General features: G+C 47.4%; 13 protein-coding genes. 7 read left to right on the top strand and 6 right to left on the bottom strand.

Translation table 11 applies throughout. The annotated features are described in order from the left end of the window. Window positions 1–25: 25 nt before the first annotated feature. The 3 genes from NX720_RS13590 to NX720_RS13580 all read right to left on the bottom strand — a co-directional run bounded on the left by NX720_RS13590 (window position 26) and on the right by NX720_RS13580 (window position 3,672). A complete protein-coding gene (locus NX720_RS13590; RefSeq protein WP_262595352.1) occupies window positions 26–514 on the bottom strand; it encodes a hypothetical protein in 489 nt (162 codons plus the stop codon). Window positions 515–571: 57 nt separating this feature from the next. Continuing rightward, window positions 572–2,281, bottom strand: coding sequence for a GspE/PulE family protein (locus tag NX720_RS13585; RefSeq protein WP_262601577.1), 1,710 nt, complete (start codon window positions 2,279–2,281; stop codon window positions 572–574). Window positions 2,282–3,063: 782 nt separating this feature from the next. Continuing rightward, window positions 3,064–3,672 carry a CYTH domain-containing protein gene (locus NX720_RS13580; RefSeq protein WP_262595350.1) on the bottom strand — a complete coding sequence of 203 codons (609 nt, stop codon included), beginning with the start codon at window positions 3,670–3,672 and terminating at the stop codon, window positions 3,064–3,066. Window positions 3,673–3,820: 148 nt separating this feature from the next. Here NX720_RS13580 and NX720_RS13575 point away from each other — a divergent pair, with 148 nt between their 5' ends. From NX720_RS13575 to NX720_RS13565, 3 genes are all read left to right on the top strand, one after another. Beyond that, a complete protein-coding gene (locus NX720_RS13575) occupies window positions 3,821–4,498 on the top strand; it encodes a TIGR00153 family protein (RefSeq protein ID WP_262595349.1) in 678 nt (225 codons plus the stop codon). A gap of 26 nt (window positions 4,499–4,524) precedes the next feature. Then, the gene (locus tag NX720_RS13570) at window positions 4,525–5,796 is read left to right on the top strand and encodes an inorganic phosphate transporter (RefSeq protein ID WP_262595347.1); all 1,272 of its coding nucleotides are present in this window, start codon (window positions 4,525–4,527) and stop codon (window positions 5,794–5,796) included. Window positions 5,797–6,140: 344 nt separating this feature from the next. Further along, a complete protein-coding gene (locus NX720_RS13565; protein WP_262595346.1) occupies window positions 6,141–7,418 on the top strand; it encodes an OprD family porin in 1,278 nt (425 codons plus the stop codon). Between the two features lie 140 nt (window positions 7,419–7,558). On the opposite strand, the gene NX720_RS13560 is transcribed toward NX720_RS13565, so the two are convergent. Further along, window positions 7,559–8,731 carry an RNA-guided endonuclease InsQ/TnpB family protein gene (locus tag NX720_RS13560; RefSeq protein WP_262595345.1) on the bottom strand — a complete coding sequence of 391 codons (1,173 nt, stop codon included), beginning with the start codon at window positions 8,729–8,731 and terminating at the stop codon, window positions 7,559–7,561. Window positions 8,732–8,795: 64 nt separating this feature from the next. Between NX720_RS13560 and tnpA the strand changes: the two genes are divergently transcribed. The 3 genes from tnpA to argA all read left to right on the top strand — a co-directional run bounded on the left by tnpA (window position 8,796) and on the right by argA (window position 11,927). Next, window positions 8,796–9,224 carry an IS200/IS605 family transposase gene (tnpA, locus tag NX720_RS13555; RefSeq protein ID WP_262595344.1) on the top strand — a complete coding sequence of 143 codons (429 nt, stop codon included), beginning with the start codon at window positions 8,796–8,798 and terminating at the stop codon, window positions 9,222–9,224. A 168-nt stretch (window positions 9,225–9,392) separates the two neighbouring features. Next, complete coding sequence (argE, locus tag NX720_RS13550) at window positions 9,393–10,556, top strand: acetylornithine deacetylase (RefSeq protein ID WP_262595343.1); 1,164 nt, start codon at window positions 9,393–9,395, stop codon at window positions 10,554–10,556. Window positions 10,557–10,604: 48 nt separating this feature from the next. Beyond that, window positions 10,605–11,927 carry an amino-acid N-acetyltransferase gene (gene argA, locus NX720_RS13545; RefSeq protein ID WP_262595342.1) on the top strand — a complete coding sequence of 441 codons (1,323 nt, stop codon included), beginning with the start codon at window positions 10,605–10,607 and terminating at the stop codon, window positions 11,925–11,927. Window positions 11,928–11,949: 22 nt separating this feature from the next. Here argA and NX720_RS13540 read toward each other — a convergent pair whose 3' ends face one another. Next, entirely contained in the window at window positions 11,950–13,446 is a 1,497-nt protein-coding gene (locus NX720_RS13540) for an acetate and sugar kinases/Hsc70/actin family protein (RefSeq protein ID WP_262595341.1), read from the bottom strand. 62 nt (window positions 13,447–13,508) lie between these two features. Next, the gene (locus NX720_RS13535) at window positions 13,509–15,854 is read right to left on the bottom strand and encodes a hypothetical protein (protein WP_262595340.1); all 2,346 of its coding nucleotides are present in this window, start codon (window positions 15,852–15,854) and stop codon (window positions 13,509–13,511) included. Between the two features lie 811 nt (window positions 15,855–16,665). Here NX720_RS13535 and NX720_RS13530 point away from each other — a divergent pair. Then, complete coding sequence (locus NX720_RS13530) at window positions 16,666–19,983, top strand: RING-HC finger protein (RefSeq protein ID WP_262595339.1); 3,318 nt, start codon at window positions 16,666–16,668, stop codon at window positions 19,981–19,983. Window positions 19,984–20,186 lie beyond the last annotated feature (203 nt).

Below are 20,186 nucleotides of genomic sequence, written 5' to 3'. Positions count from 1 at the left end.
GGTGGGGAGCAGTCACCTACACACCCTACTGCTGCATCTCCCGGATCAACAACCCAATACCCGTTGCCAGTTCCTTTACCGCTTTGGGTGCGTAGTTGATTTCCATCCAGCGGGTCTTCTGGTTGGGAAACAGAACCCAGCAGCGTTGTTCCTGTCTGGAACAGTCCGATTGCAGGGAATAACCGATGCCATACACTTTGAGCGTATTGTTTTCCATAACGATTCGGTTGGCCTGCGTCAGTTTGCGAGTGACCACCAAATTGCCGGCCTGGTTGGCCTTCACCGAGAAATACAACGATGGTTGTTCATCAGGAGCGTTTCTGTCGTAAATCGCATTGGCTCGTAAAAGACTGTTCAGATAAGCCTGCAACTCCTGACCAGACACTCGCTTGCCAGAGTCTTCTTTCATCAGCCGAACAAAGGAAGTGGGCTTGCCTTCCGGTTTCAAGATGGCGGCTCCCCGGGCTGGCAAAGCAGTGAGACAAGCAAGCAGCAGAAATGTTGATTTGTTCATGGCAACCGGCAGTAGAAGTCTGTCATTACTGTAACTATCGGTTGCGAACTGAGCGCCTTAATGGCTGCTATGATCGGGCGTCACCCGAATCACTTCTTCAACCGTGGTCAGGCCTGAAGCCACTTTTTGTGCGCCAGATAATCTCAGGCTATACATACCTTCTTTGGCCGCCTGCCGTCTGATGCGGTGGATTTCAGTGTCTTCGTTCAGCAGGTTTCGGAGGGTTTCAGACAGGGACATGATTTCATACACCCCTGCCCGACCATGGTAGCCGGTTTCCCTGCACTCCTGACAACCAATGGGTTTGAATACTTCAGCAGGCTGAGGTGCCGACCAGGGCTTAGTTAGTGACCGCCAGCCTGATTTATCAATAGCGACGGGTTGTTTGCAGGAAGGGCATAAGGTTCGCACCAGTCTCTGTGCCATCACGCCCAGTAATGTCGCCTTAATCAGATAAGCCGGTACGCCCAGCTCCATCAGGCGAGTCACCGCAGAAGGCGCATCATTGGTGTGCAGGGTTGAAATCACCAGGTGCCCGGTCAATGCCGCCTGAACCGCCATATCAGCGGTTTCAAGATCGCGAATCTCACCCACCATAATGATATCCGGGTCCTGTCGTAAAAGGGCTCTTAAGCCACTGGCAAATGTCAGGTCAATATTGTGCTGCACCTGCATCTGGTTGAAGCTGGCTTCCACCATTTCAATGGGGTCTTCAATGGTGCAGACATTCACCTGCTCAGTCGCCAGTTTTTTCAGCGTGGAATACAGGGTGGTGGTTTTGCCTGACCCCGTAGGCCCGGTCACCAGTACGATACCACTGGATTGACTGGTCATTTCTGTCCAGCGGCGTTCATCCTCTCTGGAAAAGCCCAGGTCAGTAAAGCCTTTGACCAGTACTTCAGGGTCGAAAATCCGCATCACCAGCTTTTCACCAAAGGCTGTGGGCAGGGTTGAAAGACGCAGCTCCACTTCATTGCCATCCAGGTTAACCGTTTTCAGTCGTCCATCCTGGGGTTTGCGTTTCTCCGCCACATTCATGCGACCCAGTATTTTCAGGCGACTGGTAACTGCCGCTGCGACTTTTGCGGGCATCTGGTAGATAGAGTGCAACACACCATCAATGCGAAAACGCAGATGGCATTGATCTCTTCGGGGCTCCACATGAATATCGCTGGCCCGCTGCTCAAAGGCATATTGCAACAGCCAGTCCACAATACTGACGATATGCTGATCGTTAGCATCCGGGGATTTCATATTCCCCAGCTCCAGCATCTGTTCAAAGCTGTTCAGGTTCGTTGACTGACCCCTGTCGTTTTCAGCCGCCCCCTGAACCGACTGGGCAATACGATAGAACTCGGTGGTAAAACGCCTGATGTCCGCAGGGTTGGCTACGACACGGCGAATATTTTTGCGATTCACATGCTGAAGGTTATCTTCCCAGCCCGCGTACCAGGGGTGAGCAGAAGCAATAACCACTTCGTCATCACTGACATCAACCGCCAGAATTTCATGTCGAAGGGCATAAGCGCGGGACATCACTGGCGTGACTGTCGAAGCATCTATTTTCAATGGATCAATGGCGAAATATTCCTGCCCGGAAAGGGTGGCCAGCCATTGTATTAACCCTTCCAGTTCCAGCTTCTTTCCGGGTTCACTGGCACTGTTCAGCGCCAGAGATGCAATATATTCCAGTGGGTGAAGTTTCAGCTGTTCGGCAGAACGGTGTTTTGACAACACGCTATCCGCATCAGGCTGTGTCAGGAGCATGGAGCGCACAAGATCTGAAACGGTGGTAGCCAGGTCCAGACGCTGGTGACGATGTTTAAAGGCAGCTTTTTTCACAGCAGTCACGGCAATTCCCTGTTAACGATTCCCTGTTGTTACTATTTTTCATTGTAGTTGTCGTTCATCTCGTTAACGTGCCAGATTTTCCAAGATGAGGAAACAAAAGTGATTACGAAGATTTTTGATATGACCAACAGGCAATCACCCTGTGTCCGTTGGCGTAAAACAATGGTCGGTCTTAACACCCGCATGAAATATCGCAGTAAAATAAATCTCATCGGTTTATGTGGAGGCATCACCGCAGTCTGGATAAAAAAAAGTCTCGCATCCGAGGGCAGAGGCATCAAAACAGCAGCCGATCTGGGCTCGCAACACCTGATGGGGATCGTACATTCTGCATTCATAAGAAAAATGCCCCGGCCACAAGACTACAATGTAATTGATTCGGTCATCCCTTTGCTGAACTCTCAGAATCTGGTTTGCTGGGATTCTTACTGCGGAAGATACCAACTGAGTCCCAGTATCATCGCGAGCTGGGTATCATTCAAACCCAGCCACTGCATGATCGCCTTTAATAACGAAATATCAGGAGCGGGGCATATAATAGGCATGCGCTCTGATACTAACGTACTGGAAATGTTTGACCCCGACCTCGGCCTCTTTCAGTACACTGACCTGATTAGCTCAATATCACACTTGGAAAGAGTCATTTTCGGGTCTTATGCACAGTGTATTGACAACTGGGGGGTTCTCAGAGTGAAATCCTACCTTTCGTAAAGCAGTTCAAAGCCCCGTTCCGCCTTACTCTTGTCAAAAGGCATCAACTGGATATCCTGCCCCAGCTCACCGGCTATCTGTTGCAGGACGGATTCATCGCCTTCTATTAATTCCAGTTCCAGCTCACAGATCGGGGAACGGGCATCACCACTTTTAACCAGCCCCAGATCCAGGGCCACTTCAACCCTTGCCCCGTTGTATTCAACCAGCCAGACGGTTCGATCAAAATCCGTCGCAAACAGAGGGTGCAGCTGATCCGGAGTAATTTCCCGCAGGGACTCAGGCCAGACCCTGGAAAGCCCTGAGAAGTCCAGTTGATTCCCCGAAATACTCCATTCCCATTCACCACGACGGGTCAGCCCGTTAATACTCTCTCCTTTGGTCTTAAGGGTTTGAAAGTATTCACCATTTTTTTCACGAATACGCAGTGCCACTCTGGCCTGATTCAGAGCCCTGTCCGCCGTGTCATAGTAAATATTGCCCAGATGAAAAGTTTTTGGGTCTTCAACAGCGAACTTTTTCCAGAACGAATGGGTCTTAAGCTGCGAAATAGAGTTTTCAGACAGCGACAATTTTAACTCGGTTTCAAAACTCATAGGGGGCTCAGCACTTCAATAAAACAGAGGCACTGAGTTTAAGCGATGTTAACAGGAACGGGATAGTAAAAAGCCCGTCCCAACTGGAGTGTGCATAATTTGCACATGACTCCTATAATTTCCCGTTCAGTCAACCGGATTTGCAGTTATGCCTAGCAACTTACTGTCCAGTGTATTTGGCCGGTCTCCCATTGGCCCGATACAAAAGCACATAACCAAGGCGCATGAATGCGCCATGGAACTGGAACCCTTTTTTATTGCAGCTTTCGATGGCGACTGGAAGCAAGTTGAATTAATACAGCAGAAAATTGTGCAACTGGAACATGAAGCAGACGATATAAAAAGGAATGTCAGACTGTCCCTGCCTAACAGTCTGTTCCTGCCCGTTCCCCGCACTGACCTGCTTGAAATTGTCACGGTACAGGACAAAGTCGCCAATCGTGCCAAAGATATTGCCGGTATTGTGTTGGGTCGTCGCATGGTCATTCCGCCCGAAATCCGGACTGCCTTTCTCAACTATCTAAAGCGCTCTATTGCGACCTCAGCCCAGGCACTCCGCGCCATGGACGAGTTGGATGAGCTGGTTGAAACCGGCTTTAAGGGAAGGGAAGTCAATCTTGTAGAACAGTTAATTGATGAACTGGATCGTATTGAAAGTGAAACTGATGAGCATCAAGTTGAAGTCCGAAAAATACTGTTCAGGCTGGAAAAAGACCTGCCTCCCGTGGACGTCGTCTTCCTTTACAAAATCATTGACTGGGTTGGGGACCTTGCAGACCGCGCCTCCCGCGTGGGCAGCTATCTCCAGTTACTTCTTGCCCGTTAACTGAACCACCAACCGGAAGTATATCCATGAGCATTATCGCAGAATATGGCACGATACTGCTGGCGCTGGCCTGCCTGTTTGGTTTCTTTATGGCCTGGGGGGTTGGAGCCAACGACGTTGCCAATGCCATGGGCACCTCAGTCGGATCAAAAGCCCTGACCATCAAACAGGCCATTTGCATCGCCATCCTGCTGGAGTTTGCAGGAGCCTACCTGGCCGGCGGATCAGTGACCGACACCATTCGCAAAGGCATTATTGACCCTAATATATCGTTACTGGTGGAAAATCCCCATTTACTGGTTTACGGCATGATGGCTGCCCTGCTGGCCGCAGGCACCTGGTTGCTGGTCGCCACCCATTACGGCTGGCCCGTTTCAACCACACACTCGATCATTGGTGCCATAGTAGGGTTTGCAGCGGTTGGCATTTCGACTGAAGCGGTAAACTGGAGCAAAGTGTCTTCCATTGTCGCCAGTTGGGTTGTATCACCCCTTATGTCCGGCACTCTCGCTTTCATGATTTTCATGAGCGTGCAGAAGCTGATTCTGGATACCGACAACCCTTTCAAAAACGCTAAACGCTATGTCCCTGTCTACATGTTTCTGGTCGGTTTCATGATGTCCATGGTGACACTGGTGAAAGGGCTGAAGCATATTGGCTTACCACTGGATTACAACCAGAGCATTATTCTCGCCTTTGGCATCGGCCTGCTGGTTATGATCGCAGGTAAAGCTTCGCTGACCAAAATCAAGGAGGATGTTCAGGCTGACAAGGCATTTCACTTCTCCAGTGTTGAGAAAGTGTTTGGTGTCATGATGATTTTCACTGCCTGCTCCATGGCGTTTGCCCACGGTTCCAATGATGTTGCCAATGCCGTTGGGCCTCTGGCAGCCATTGCCAGCATCATTGGCAGCGGTGGCGAAATAGCCGGAAAAGCCGGTATGCCAAGCTGGGTATTGCTGCTGGGGGCGGCAGGCATTGTTGTTGGACTCGCCACCTATGGCTACCGGGTAATGGCCACCATTGGCACCCATATCACCGAACTGACACCCAGTCGTGGCTTTGCCGCAGAACTGGCGGCGGCGTCTACGGTGGTTCTGGCTTCTGGAACAGGCTTACCGGTCTCTACCACTCATACACTGGTCGGAGCGGTTCTGGGCGTTGGTCTTGCCCGGGGAATTGGTGCCCTTAACCTGAAAGTGATTGGCACCATATTCATGTCCTGGCTGATTACCCTGCCTGCCGGCGCCTTTCTGGCGATTGTTTATTATCACTGCCTGTACTTGATCTTTGGCTGATTATGCGATCATCCGCCATTCCTGCCGGGATGGCGGATGATCGCATTAGAAAATTCGTAAAGAGTACCCTAAGCCTTCAAAATATGGGAGTACAAACTCCCCCTACACCCGACCTGTGTCAATAAAATCCCGGTTTTCTCTTTTTGTAAAGATTTTGCTATTACTCGAAATCAAATCCTGCTTTAGAATCCAAAATCATTGTTGGGCATTGGAGGAGCTTATGCGACAAGATTACTTTAAGAAAGCTATGTCTGCATCTCCAATATCAGGCAATGCCAACACTAAAAATAATGGTGAACTATTGAATCACCAATAAAGATCACTTTGGAGTAAGGCATACAATAATGAAATTATTTGCCAAAAGTGCACTTTGTGCTGCAATCGCAACGAGCGTGTTCACCGTTTCTGCCCAGGCTGAAATAACGACTACTGATCCAAGTTTTAAATTAACTTACAAAAACTATTTCTGGAAACAAAAAGATACTGCGGGAGAACCAAAGTACTATCGCGATGAATGGGTACAAGCGCTTGTTGCCGATATCGACACGGGTTATGTTAATGACATTATCGGTGCAGTGATTACGGCGGGTGCGACGAATACTTTCCACGCAAAAAAAGGAACCAGTATTTCTAACATCGCTGTTGGCGGTGATGGTAAATACAATGACATTGGCGGGTTTCAGCAGGCATTCCTGAAAGCTAAATACCAGCTTAGCGGGGTCGATCTGAAAGGCTCACACGGTGTTAAAAAACGTAGTTACGAGCTCTATGGTAACTCAGGTTCTCGTATCTTGCTTGGCAGCTCCTACGGTTCTGATGCTTCCGTTCAGTTTAAAGACCTGACTCTGTATGGCTCTAATATCACGGGTGCCAGTAACCGTAATGAATCCAAGTTTCATCATGACTTAACCATTGATGGTAAAGACACTAAGGTTCAAATCCTTGGTGCGCAATACTCTATTGCCGGGGTAGGCTTGACGGGTGAACAACTCATCGTCAAAGATTATCTGAAAAAGCACTTTGCCAAAGTCGATTACACCTTTGATTTCGGCGAAGGTCGTTCTTTAGATACAGATATTCGCTACGGTAAAGCCGTTGATGATGGCGGCCTTTATAATGGCAAACTCAACTCTTCCTATGTAAACCTGAACGCCACATATAACTTCAATAATGCTTATGTTGGTTTTGGTTACAACAAAGTAAGTGGTGATGATTGGAATGATAGTGTGGGCGATCAGGGTAATGCGGGTACTTTTAACTCTTCACTGTCACAGTGGGCTGACTATGATACCGAGGGTGAGCAGGCTTACCTGATCACCGCCGGTTATAATTTTGCCGATCAGGGCCTGCCTGGATTAAGTATCGACGCTTATGCCGCAAAAGGCTCCGATTCTAAAACTTATGGAAGTGATTTTGATCGTAATGAATGGTCTACCTACGTTTCCTATAGCTTTGATGGTAAGTTAAAAGGACTGTCCATCGCATGGTTGCATGTGAATTACAACTTTGATGGCACAGCATTAAAAGATATCGCCGGAAGCGACACGAAAAAAGGCGACGTTGAAAAGAGCCGCGATACTTCAAACCGTTTCTATCTGAAGTACTCTGTTGCTGTTTTCTAAGCACTGCTCAAAAGCGCTAAAGTAAAATACCTGAACCCTGACATCCTCCTCCAGCGATCTGACTGGAGGAGGATTTTCTTTAACAGTCCGCCTTAAATGGGTGACTGCTCCCCACCCTATCGGGTGAGGCTTCTGATTTCTTAGGCAGCAACCGACAGTATGCCGGATTTACGCAAGCCTCCATCAGCAGAAACGGACAGTCCTTCCGCCTTTAATTTCAATATGCCTTGCTTCTTGATATTGCGAGCTGCATTAATATCCCGGTCATGGATAGCACCACAGCTACACTCCCATGATCGGATTCTCAATGGCATTTTTTCCTGTTTCAAATCGCAGACTGAGCAAGTTTTAGAGGATGCAAACCACTGGTCTATCTTCACCAGATGTTTACCTTCCTGCTTTGCCTTGTATTCGAGTTTGGTTATCAGTGAATGCCAGCCAGCATCAGCAATAGAACGAGCAAGGCGCTTGTTCTTGAGCATGTTTTTAACTTTCAGTGTCTCCACAATCACCGCTTGGTTTTCGTCGATGAGTTGTTTTGATAGCTTATGCTGAAAATCATTACGGGCAAAGGCTACACGCTCATGCGCCTTTGCCACCAATAAACGGGCTTTGTGCCTACCTTTTGAGCCTTTCTTGCAGCGAGATAGAGCCTGTTGTTTTCTTTTCAGGTTACGTTGTGCTTTTTTCAGAAAGCGAGGATTGCCAGTCTTATGGCCGGTACTGGTGATAGCCAGATCAGTAATCCCCATATCAACACCGACAACCTGATTAGCTTCAAGATTATCAATCTGTTTTGGTTGTTCCTGGGTATCATCAGCCAATATGGAGGCAAAATACTTGCCGGTTAGCGTTCTGCTCAGGGTGATAGACTTCACCTTACCCACTATTTCACGATGCACTTTAGCCCTTATGGGCTTGCACTTGGGGATTTTTATCCAGTTATCGCCCACAGAGACAGACGTACAATGGTAGCTACTTTGCTTGCCATGCTTTTTCTTGAAGCGAGGAAATCTTGCCTGCAATTTGGGATTGAAAAAGTTTTGAAAGGCCGTATCCAGATTGATAGTGGCCTGTTGCAGTGCAATAGAGTCAGCGTTTTTCAGCCATGAGTACTTTCGGCTTTTCTTGGCTTTTGCCAGCAAGGGCTTCAGGTGTTTTTTGGGAGAAAGGCTCTGCCCACGAGCCTTGTAATAATGAACCTTAATAGCCAGGGCCTTGTTCCATACGAACCGCACAGCATCAAACTGACGGTCGAGAAATTCCGCCTGCTCTGATGTTGGATAGATTCGTACTTTGGTGGCTCTCAGCATGGAACGTTATTTCAGTGCTCATTAATATAAGCTTTATATTACATGTATTTGAAAGAGGTTTTCAGTGTGCGCACACAATAAAGATTTGCTTAAAGGGTATCTTCGCAAACGACATAGCGTTACCAAGCTGGTTGTTCATTTGGTGTTCACGACAAAGTACAGGCGAAAGCTTTTTGATGGCTATATGATCAAGCAGTTACGGGAGTCGTTCGAGAGTGCATGTGAAAAACTGGAATGCCAGTTACTTGAAATGGATGGCGAAAAAGATCACGTACACCTGTTGGTGACCTACCCACCAAAACTGGCTATCAGTGTCATGGTAAATAATCTCAAATCAACATCATCAAGACGATTGCGAATGCTGAATACCCACCTTACTGCTCAGAGCAAAGCAGGCTTAATGTGGTCAAGGTCTTACTTTGCTTGCAGTGCTGGCGGTGCAACTATCGAGACTCTGAAGGACTACGTTAATAGCCAGAGTACACCAGATTGATGGCGGAAGGCTCTGCGCCTTCCCGTCTTATATCCCCGCCCGCATTGGGCGAGGGTTTACGACGATATTGCTAAATAGCTTCTTAAATATTCCAACAGGCTGATATGATGAACGAGCTGCCAAAGTTCTAACTTCAGCATCAAGATAAACCGGAGCCGGTACCAGAATATGTCTGTAAGCATTCAGCCCGATTTACGATCAGCCCTTTCCCGTCTGATTGAGCTGCCTTCTGTCAGCTCTACCCAACCGGCACTGGATATGGGTAATCTGCCCGTCATTCATGAGCTGGCGGACTGGTTTGACAGCATGGGGTTTCAGTGTGAAATCATGCCGGTTCCGGGACTCTCCGGGAAAGCTAACCTTATTGCCACCCTGGGGCAGGGTCCGGGAGGGCTGGTTCTGGCCGGACACACTGACACCGTTCCCTACAACGAACAGCTCTGGCAAACCGATCCTTTCAGGCTGGTAGAAAAAAACAATCGCTTTTACGGGCTTGGCAGTTGTGACATGAAGGGCTTTTTTCCATTGATTATGGAAGCTGCCAGAGCGTTTAGAGAAGACGACCTGAAAGCCCCTCTGATTGTCCTTGCGACAGCAGACGAAGAGTCTTCCATGTCAGGCGCAAGGGCCCTGGTAACCGCAGGACACCCCGAGGCTCGTTATGCCGTCATCGGGGAACCCACCGGCTTAACTCCGATTTATATGCACAAAGGCATTATGATGGAACGCATCCGGGTGGTGGGTCAGTCAGGACATTCCAGCAATCCGGCGCTGGGGAAAAATGCGCTGGAAACCACGCACAAAGTGATTTCCGAAGTGATGGCCTTCCGGGCAGAGCTGGCTGAGCAATACAATAACCCCGGATTTTCCATTCCTTCCCCCACCATGAACCTTGGCTGTATTCATGGTGGTGACAACCCCAACCGTATCTGTGGGCAGTGCGAGCTTGATTTTGATGTCCGGTTATTGCCCGGTATGGATAGCAATGACATTCGTTTAAAACTGAATAACAGGCTGCAACCTATTGCCCGTACCGATAACGTAACGCTGAACCTGGAACCCATCCAGGCCTGTGTTGACCCATTTTCAGGCCTTGCCGACTCTGAGCTGGTTAAAACCTGTGAAACACTGACCGGACATAAAGCCCAGTCCGCCGTGTTCACGACAGAGGCGCCTTTTTTCAGCCAGATGGGAATGGATACTGTGGTTTTGGGTCCTGGTGATATTGATCAGGCTCATCAGCCGGATGAATTTCTTGGCCTTGACCGGATCGAACCGACAATAAGTTTGTTAAAAGCCCTGATCAGGCAGTATTGTCTCAAATGCCCATAGCGCAAGAAAAACAGCAATCAACGAAGAAGATAACTATCTGGCAAGCTTGTGAATGATTTCAGCCCCGAATACGTAAAGTTCTTTCGTCAGTCTTCTCCCTATATTCATGCCCACCATGGCAAAACATTTGTCATTACGCTGGGGGGAGAAGCTCTGGCCCATGAAAATCTCACCAACATCATTAATGACATTGCCCTGCTGAGTAGTCTGGGGGTGCGTATGGTGCTGGTCTATGGCGCACGCCCCCAGATTGAAAGCCGACTGAAAGAAAAAGGGCTTAAGTCAGCCTATTACCAGAACCGCCGCATTACCGACAAACAGAGCCTTGAGTGCGTTATGGATGCCGTGGGTAATCTGCGGGCATTGATTGAGTCACTTCTGTCTTCCAGCCTGGTCAACTCCCCCATGCAGGGTGCCAGCATTCGTGTTGTCAGTGGTAACTTTGTGACCGCTAAACCATTGGGCGTGCTTGATGGAAAGGATTTTCAGCATACGGGCGAAGTACGCCGCATTGATGACAAGGCCATCCACCAGCTGCTGGACAATAATTACATTGTGCTACTGCCCTGCCTCGGCCTGTCACCAACAGGCGAAGTGTTCAATATTGAAGTAGAAGAACTGGCGACCCATACCGCTATTCACTTAAAAGCTGAGAAGCTTATTCTGTTTGGCAGACATGGGGGAATAACCAGCGAGGACGGTCAGTTAATCAGCCAGTTATCCCCAGCCACTGCAAAGCAGTATCTGGATAAGCTGGGACAGAAGGATGACCAGCTTCATCTTGCACGCCTCTTGTCGTCTTCTATCAATGCCTGTCTTGGTGGGGTAGAGCGAGCCCAGATGGTGAATTTTCAGGAAGACGGTTCCCTGCTGCTGGAGCTTTTTACCAGAGATGGCAGAGGCACAATGGTATCCCACGATCGTTATGAGGAAATTCGCACAGCCACCATTGAAGATGTTACCGGCATTCTTGAACTGATCAAGCCTATGGAAAAGGCGGGCGTTCTCAGGCGTCGATCCAGAAAAGAGCTGGAACGGGAAATCAGCCTGTTCCGGGTCATTGATCTTGATGGCACGATAATTGGCTGTGCAGCCATTCACCCTTTCTCCGGAGAGAAAACAGCCGAACTGGCCTGTCTGGTAGTGCACCCGGAATATCGCAGAAATCAGCGTGGAGATAGCTTGTTGGAAGCGATTGTAGAACAGGCAAAACAACAAAAGTTCGAACAGGTTTTTGTTTTAACGACGCAAACCATCCACTGGTTTATGGAGCGGGGCTTTAAAGAGGTAGACGCTAAGGCACTGCCACCTGAGAAAAGACGGCAGTACAACGTTAAACGGCAATCGAAAATACTGGCTCTGGCCATTTAACCTTAGCGCGAAGTTGCAGCATTCAGTACATTCTGAACTGCGACTTATTTACCCTGATGAAGGGGTGGGTTGTAGATATCTTATGATTTATTTCGTATTCATTGGCTTTGGCATAGGCATAGCCTGGTGTCCAGGTGGCGGGATAAGGTTTTCCTTCCAGTACAAAGGACTTAACAATAACCAGGTTATGATTCGATTTTATGCCAAAATGCTTCAGCAGAGAAACCATGTACGTCAAGGTGCCACAAAATCTTTCCCTGTTAATTTCCTGAATTGAACCGCTGTATTGAAAATCAGACGGTTTAGTGACGACTCTCGGCTTAACAGGCTGTGGAAGTTCTGTTTCAAAAGTAGAAAGCAGATTAGTGCCATCATCCGTTTCATTTCTATCTTGACAGGCATATTTCGCAGCCTCTTCAAGCTGCCGCAAGGTCAGGTGAGAACGAAGCCCCATATGTACGGTATAGTCGTAAAAGTAACCACTCAGATAATAAGTGTCTGGCATTCTCCAATCAACAGCCTCTTCGTCAGACCGCCAGAAAAGTCGTTTTGCATGTTTGGATTCATCATCTTCTTTTGAAAACAGGCTATCCATCGCTTGTTGGCATTCAAAGTAGTTTTTATGCCTCCTTTCACAAGGTCGAGTCTCTGCCTCTGCAAATTTTTGCTCATAGTTTTTATAGGCCAGATTTAATCCAAACCCCATTTTTGATTCTGTAATTACTTCGTTATTATTTTTCTGAATAAGACCATGTTCAAAAGACAGCAAAGCTTTATCTTCACTTTTTTCAGGATGCAAAATCTTGTTTTTTAATACTACAGTGTCGTCAGTGTCTATTTTTGTTTTCAGGCTAAAAGCCAATTGAGCAGATTTCCCACCCAACTCAACAATACCGTAAGACTGTTCAGAATGATCCAAGCGCCCATAAATGTAATTCACTGCCAGCCAGTTGTAGGCACCTTCCATTGAACCATCAAGTACTTTCATTTCAATATCATATTTTTTTTCATTGATACCAAGTTGTTTAAGTTTTTCCCTGATCATTCTGAACATTTTCCTGGCAGACTCTTCATCCGCTCTTCTACCGGCTGTAGCTCCAAGAAAAAAATATGACTTGCACTTATCGCCACAATCATCTTTTTTCAGTAGGCCTGCTATGAGTTGTGCAGACTTATCATCAACTCCACCATTCTCCAGACTAAGCACACCAGCTTCATGCATTGGTGACTGTTTTATTAAGCGAAACTCTTCATGCTTAAAATTTCTGCCAAACAAAAAAGACACCAACCTTGACCCTGTACTGCCATCATCCAGCACAACAATTTTACGGATTTCCTGATATTTCTGTACATCTTTAGAAGAAAATTCTTTAGCAAAAACAATAAACGATAGGGGCAATAGCAAGAGAATAGTAAGGTGCTGTAACTTTTTGGGGAGAGCTGAAAAAAAATTCAAGTACGCTATTTTTCCTTTTAATTTGCAGAACACCCAAAAAAGCCGTAAAGGTAATAAAAGCATTGCTAATCCTTGATCTTTCTATCTTTAAAATTTTGCGAACTTAAAAGATAGTCAAAAAAGCATTATTCACCAGCGATAATGTCCGCCATTCTGGAATCAAGATACTGAGTTTTGGTTTGAATACTACGATGCAATTCACCCACAGCTCCAGCCATCATTTCCCTGATCCAGAACTCATATTTTTTCCGCTTCAGAATCATAATTGCAGCCTCGTAATCATCCATATATTCATAGGGTCTGCCGTAAGGATTTTTGTCGCTCAGTTCTTTTTGCAGTTTCATTTCATCCACAAGCTCTTTGTGATATTTGTGCAGTTTAAGCACTTTTTCAATAAAATCCGGTAAATTGTCTTTCGCAAGACGCCGTGTGGTATTGACCTCTTCGCGCCCTGTTCGAAACCTACGCCAGAGGCCAAATCCTGTTGTTGCTTTTTTTCCTTTCTGAATCGCTTCAAAGCGGTGTTTATTGATTCTCGTATTCACCTGTTCCAGTAAAAAATCCACTGTAAAGAAAAAGCCAAATGTTGCCAGCCCTTGAAAAGAGGGTTTTGGCATCAAAGGCATGACCTCCATCCTTGGTGCCCCCTGAATACTGGACCACCCTAGCTTCAACCCATGAGTCAGTGTTGAGTTAACCGTATCTCTCAGTAACTTCAACATATAAAGGCCAACCCCATCCTTAGCAACATGGGTAGCGGTTTCAGTATGACGATTCAGCATCTCTCTATCACTGTCATTGCTGGCCAGCTCTGGCATTTCCTGATCGATAATCTGCTGATATTCTTCCAGTGCCTGCTGCCGCTCTGCGACTGGAATCCCCCCTTTTTTTGAAAACTGTGGAAAAATACTTTTCAGCCAGCCCGATTTGTTGGTGACCAGATGAAATGCCCTTTCTGTGACTCTGGGATCATTGGCAGCCCGGTTAAACAACGCTTCCCGCCGGGCCGGATTCATTCTGGCAAACTTGCCATCCCACAAGTCACTGACGCTGTTTTCCCACTCCTTATCCATTCTGCCAAGGTCTGCTGTAACGGTGGTATAAAGAACGTCGTATAACCTGAAAGCCTTCCTGATATTCTCACGCCGGTGCAGATAACGGGCTTTTCCTTCTTCGAGCTTTATTACATCATCCAGAGAATGAACATCCGGGTTCATTGCCAGGCGGGCTTGTGCGTCCTTTTCCAATTCCGCATAAGCGTTATAAATGCGCCCAAGGGTTTCATGGCTACAGATATAACGCAGGCTGCGCATAAACACTCTGAACTTCTTCTCATCCAGCTCACTGATAAAGTCAAACTCAGAACCGTCCAGCCGGAAGTCTCCGGACACTTGCATTCTCTGAATCGCTTTAAGCGCCCGTACCATTCTCACGGCATGGGTAATGCCACTCCAGAGAGCGTAGTAACCAATGTAGTAAATAAGGTTCAGTACTGCCGCCATGCCACCACTGCCCACACCAAGAAAAAAGGTACTGAAGAGGGTTCCCAGTCCAGCCATAAGAGCTTCTTTCTTGTTCCTGAGCGCTTTTCGTTTAAGCCGGTTTAACAGATCATGACGAGGAATTTTTATTCCTTTGCCATTATCAACGACCGTTCTAATGTACTTTTTATCTTCCCGATCCAACTCGTAGCGACTCTGTTGGGGTGGCTCCAGTCCCGGTGGCGTTGTCGCCGGACTGGTCCGGTCAAACGTCATCAAACCATCAGGCTTGTCTGGAAAATCCATCTGTGTTCGGTCAGAGGTTGATGGCTCGCTGAAGTGCCAGCGGATCCGGTTTTTGACTTCAAGAATGCGTTCAAACGTTATGTCCCGGTCTTTTCTCAATCCCTGGGAGTCGGCAATTTCAGCAACAACATCCTCAGCAGCCTCCCGGTTAACCCGGTAATGACGAATCACAGTATCAACAAAATGAGGAATCAACGCTCTCTGCAGAAAGCCGGTTGGCAAGCTCCGGTCTTGAGAAAGGAAGCGATAAGCCAGCTCTGTGGTTGAAAGATCAATGTCCGCCCTGATCGTCTCCAGCATATTTTTCCGAACGGACCGGGAACCCCCCGCCAGCACTTCATGCTTCTGGTTATTGATGGTCTTGCACTGAACCTTACCAATATCATGCAGGTGCATCACACAGGCAATTTCGTAATCCCTGATATTGCGGTGAAATTCATCGGGAATGCGACCAGAGGCTTCTTTACAAAAAGAATCATAAAGACTCAGGGCTCGATCGGCAGAAGGTTTTCCAAACAGTAAACGCTTAATACCACGGGACAAAGAAGCCATGGCTGAGACAATATGCCCCTTCCAGGTCTGATATTCCGAAACTTCCAGCTTGCGGCTGTTCGGATTTGACAGGGGCGGCAATGCCGGAGCTGGCCTGACATCCGAATGGCTGTCAGCCCTGAATCTATCCATACCTCTCAATCCCTGAGACAGTTTAATTCGGTATGACGCAGATTTTTTTATTCTTGTTTGTGCAAAAAAAAAGACCTTTAAATTATATAAATGAATAAAAAAATCTTTTTGTAATAACTTTTAAACTATAGAAGGGAGCAGCCGGGGTCAGATTTGTGGTGGGCATCAGGGAATGCTGCTTCTTTCACAGGGAAAGTGACGGAAATCATGACTCCCAACGACTTACCCACAAGCTGCTATTTTTGGTTGCTCAGGCAGTTTATGCATCATCCCAAAGCCATGATGCACAACTTCCACAGATTAATACCAAGGCTAAAGTATGAGCAGGGTAATAATTAGTGCGATATTGGTCATGTTGCTTGCTTCTTTTCAACACCATGCTGTTGCCGATGAACAGGATACCGAAACAACCACCTCTAAGAATTTCACATCGTTTCCAGAAGGGCTAAAGGGCTATTTGGACAATTGCCGAAAACAATACAGGAAAGAGTACCAAGGAAAATGTCAGGAACATAACCCAAAAACATCCCGACCAGAATGCCAAAAGGAATATGAACGTGACTTCGTGAAAAAATGCATGAGAGCTGATCCAAGATCTAAAATTTTGCGGGAAGAGTTAGAAAATCTTCTATTTTATGAAAATCTTTCCCTTTTTGTCTCGCTTTCCTTTTTTATACTATCGCTGAGGTGGCCGTGCGCACTACTGCTTCCATTAGCCTTTGAAATTATTCATTATCTCGAACTTCTTCCAGCCTATACTGATGAAAAATTTGAAAATGCGACTCTGGCTGTTTACCAATCATTTGAACAAATGTTCCAGTATATAAATACAAGCCTTACTAACGAAATAACACGAGCTTACCCAAATCTCCCGCGATTTCCCCAGTTAAATAACGCCGGTGGCTTTATCAGCTTTGCCGGTGACACGACTTACCGCCGGTATTTTGCTCCTGGCACCCAATTATCTCCCCGAATTCTACTCAATAGTCTGTCTGTTATGCTGGCAACCGGTTACAGCAGCACCCTGTTGGCGAAAGAGGTTGCCACGCTAGGATCTACCACGACCAGTCGCAGTACTCTGTTTGCCCTGACTACGGCACTGCTACCCATAACTGTTAACAGTTTGTACAGCTGGTCAATGGGCCAGCGTCTGGGAGCAGAACAAATTCGAACCGACAGTCCGGCCATTAACAAACACTTTTATCTGGAAATAAGCTATGCCCCGGATGGTAGAAACCAGATGCTGACGGTTTGCCCAATTAAAGCCCCAACCGGAGATACAGACCCCCTTCCTGCCCCCTGGGACTCGTTATACCGTTCACTGACAAGCCACGCGATCACATCCGTACAGTTATCCTGGCATAGCCCGAATGGTAAGCCCACCGCCCTCCTGGCAACATTTACCAAAAAGGATAACCAGCAATGGCAGCACAAAGTGCCTATCAAAAATGCCCACATTCTGACTGAAAGCATTGAATGGTTACTGCATCATGAAATGGGCAGTTTTCTGAGCCAGAAAGAAAAAGCGCCACTATTCATCACCAGCCTGTTGAAAAAAGAGACTCTTTTCGACACCGTTATAGCACTTAACGAACCGTCTCCCGAAGCGCTTTCTCTTAAGGCGCAATCCCTGCTCATGCCCATCACGGGCATGAATAACAATACCTCTTTCAACAGAGAACTAAGCGCAGAACTATGCCAACCCGATTCTCAACCCTCCTGCGCCATGCAATACCAGCTAAAGTGGCGACCATTACCCTACCCCCACTACCAACCCTCGATTCAAATTGGAAAACTTCCTGCCCGTTCACCGGCCCCCTTCGTACTGATGGAGCAGCTTAATGAACTCAACAAGGCTGAGTTAATGGTGACACTGGGAGAAAAAACGTTACTAACGACACTTCAATATCTGACGGCACAAAAATGGCACACAGCAGAGCGTTACCCGACTGACTCCCCAACCACAGCCATCCTCCATTCGGTTGAAGATCGCAGCATGAAAATAGCCCTGAATAATGGTTTTCAGCCTCATCCGTGGAACTGGCTATTGGTCATCGAACACTTTTCCAAAAAGGCAGACATGAGTCAGCTCGATCACCTGTTCCTCATGATGAAAAGCCAAAATACCCAGACCAGAACACCTCTACAAAAACTGCTGATTCTGGCGACTGAGCAACAGAAGACATCCCCTGCAGTTATCGATTCAATCTTTGACCATATCGACGACGATCAGAAACCCTACGCCTTGAAACAGCTGCTCCAGCAGAGGTCAGAACATGTTGTTCACCTGTTCAGCCGCATGCCGCCCAATGGGCGCCGTGAATTTTTGACCAGCCAGCTGGATAGCGACTCTGAACAACTTTTTGCCCAAATCAGAAGCAGCAACACCCATGAGACAGAGCTATTCTTTACCGCCCTGTTTGATGTTCACACTGTTACCCCAGTCCCCGTCATCCAATTTGCCGAAGCTTTTGTCAACTTCCTGTCAGAAGAAGAAACTTATCAGCAATTAATTACCCTGTCGTCATTGCCGGGCGTGCCAGAAAAACTGGTTCTCCCGTTCATCACCCGCCTGTTGAATACAGCCACTAGCGAAGTACTGGCCGATCTCAAACAGCGGTTTGACCAGAAGACTCTGGCAGAGGCTGTCTACCATTCATTTTTAAACCATGGCCCGGCAATAATGAACATCCTGCCTCAGCTGGACGATACCATCGTCGTAGAAGCGCTCAGCAAACTTGAAGAGCATGACTGGGAGATTGAACCCGGGCTGCGCCAGCATTCCCTGACCATCCTGAAGCACTTAAACCTTACTCCTTTAAACCGGCTGGAGGCTGTCGCATCTAACCAGAACCGCATCGCCGCCAGGAACCTGATGAACACAGGAACGCTGTCAACCCAAGCCCTGAAGGAAGTTATGGAAAAGGAAGATACAGAAATGTTCGGCTTCCTGTCTGAGTTTGACCCGGAAGGGTTCAGCCAATCTCCCCTGAGCACCCTGGACACCGATCCGGATCGATTCAAGACACTTTATCAGAGCCTGCCTTCCTCAGTTGTCAGTCACTTTATTGCCAAAGCACTGGGGCAGAATTTCAGCCCGGAGAGAAAAAAATGGTTGCTAAGCCTGGGCAATGAGCAGGACACAGGTGTCGGCGTTCATGCTTACCTGAAAAGCGTTCAGCAGCCTCTCACTGACTGGGCGATTACTCCACCCGGTGCGCTCATTGTGGCGACTCTTAGTGCTTTTCGGGAGCAGGATACATTTTTACTGGGTGAGTTAATCAGAGCGGCATCCAGACAATACCAGAACCCGAACCCAGACTTCAGCCCCTCCCCGTTGCTGAAAAATAACTTTAATGCAGGCGATATAAAAGCACTGACCACAACCCTCAAAGGCATCGCCGAAGCGCCTCCGGGTATCAGTCCCGATGATATGACCAGAGCTATGGCTCACCTGATCATTTATGCCAACCTCTCCCAAAAACAAGTCCAGCAACTGTTCAGAGCCCTGAATGTTAGTGAGTCATCACAGTTGGTGATTGAACTGGGTAAACGCTTTCAGGAGGCTCCCCTGATAAGCAAAGTCCTTTCAGGCATGACCCAGAAGCAATTACGAAGCTACCTTGAGACCATCATCCAAGCTCAGGAGCATGACTGGTATATTCTGAAAAACTGGAACTATCTGGCTCTGATCAGGCTCAATCAAATAAACCTTGAAGCGATACTGGCTGCCGCTTCCGGCAACTCCCGCAGGGAACTCCTTTCTGAGTGGGCTGCCACCATCAACAATTCCTATATGGCTATAGCAACTCTTGAGTCATGGATGGAGTGCGATATGTGCCTGAAATTGTTCTCCGAGCCAGTTACCCTGGAGTGCGGCCATACATTCTGCAAAAAATGCGCAGTTGATAACAGGAAACGGCGGCCTAACTGTCCAATGTGCAAGACTTGCTATAAAGACCCCACCGAACACGCTCCAAACTTTGCCATTAAGCGAGTTGTAGAGTACATACATCAGCAACATCAGGAGGAAGAAAACCCGGATCAGGATATACTCCCAGACATATATACAATACCTTCTGGATTTAAGTTTTTTTCCCGGCGAAAAGCATGTACCCCGTCTCATTAGCAATGAATTACATTCCAGAAGGCATGGCTGTTATTCAATATTTCAAATATTCAGCGGGGTGTCATCGTTTATAACGGAGACCGGGTATTGCCCTTCTCCGATCAGTTAATGGCGGTACCGGTGGGGTGTTTGTTTTGTTCTGGTGGGAGTTAAACCGACAAGGTTCAGTCATCCGTTTTTCAGGCACAAAAAAACCGCCGGTT

The organism is Endozoicomonas euniceicola (assembly GCF_025562755.1).
In the GTDB taxonomy this organism is placed as follows: domain Bacteria; phylum Pseudomonadota; class Gammaproteobacteria; order Pseudomonadales; family Endozoicomonadaceae; genus Endozoicomonas_A; species Endozoicomonas_A euniceicola.
The sequence above is the reverse complement of the archived record's forward strand: the minus strand, read 5'-3'. Positions and strand labels throughout refer to the sequence as shown.